The sequence below is a fragment of the Caldibacillus sp. 210928-DFI.2.18 genome (genome assembly GCF_020554505.1).
GTDB lineage: Bacteria > Bacillota > Bacilli > Bacillales > Caldibacillaceae > Caldifermentibacillus > Caldifermentibacillus hisashii.
Window position 1 is genome coordinate 1 of the sequence record NZ_JAJCHL010000315.1, and the last position, 207, is coordinate 207.

Consider the following 207-nt stretch of genomic DNA (forward strand, 5'->3'; position numbering starts at 1 on the left):
GACTTGTTCTCGTCGTCGTTTTTAGGTCAGAAAGTCATGTTTTTGGCGACGAGACCTAATCTCGTCGTCGTTTTGGGTGAGAAAGTCGTGTTTTTGGCGACGAGCCCTAATCTCGTCGCTATTTTTGGGCAGAAAACTCGATTTTTTGGCGACGAGACTTGTTCTCGTCGTCGTTTTGAGCCGGGAAACTCCCTTTTTTGGCGACGA

At 47.8% G+C, this 207-nt stretch carries 1 protein-coding gene; it reads right to left on the reverse strand.

Annotated features, from left to right (window positions below):
- Window positions 1-21: 21 nt before the first annotated feature.
- A partial coding sequence (locus LIZ98_RS17900; protein WP_227203212.1) for a hypothetical protein occupies window positions 22-207 on the reverse strand: 186 nt, incomplete at its 5' end.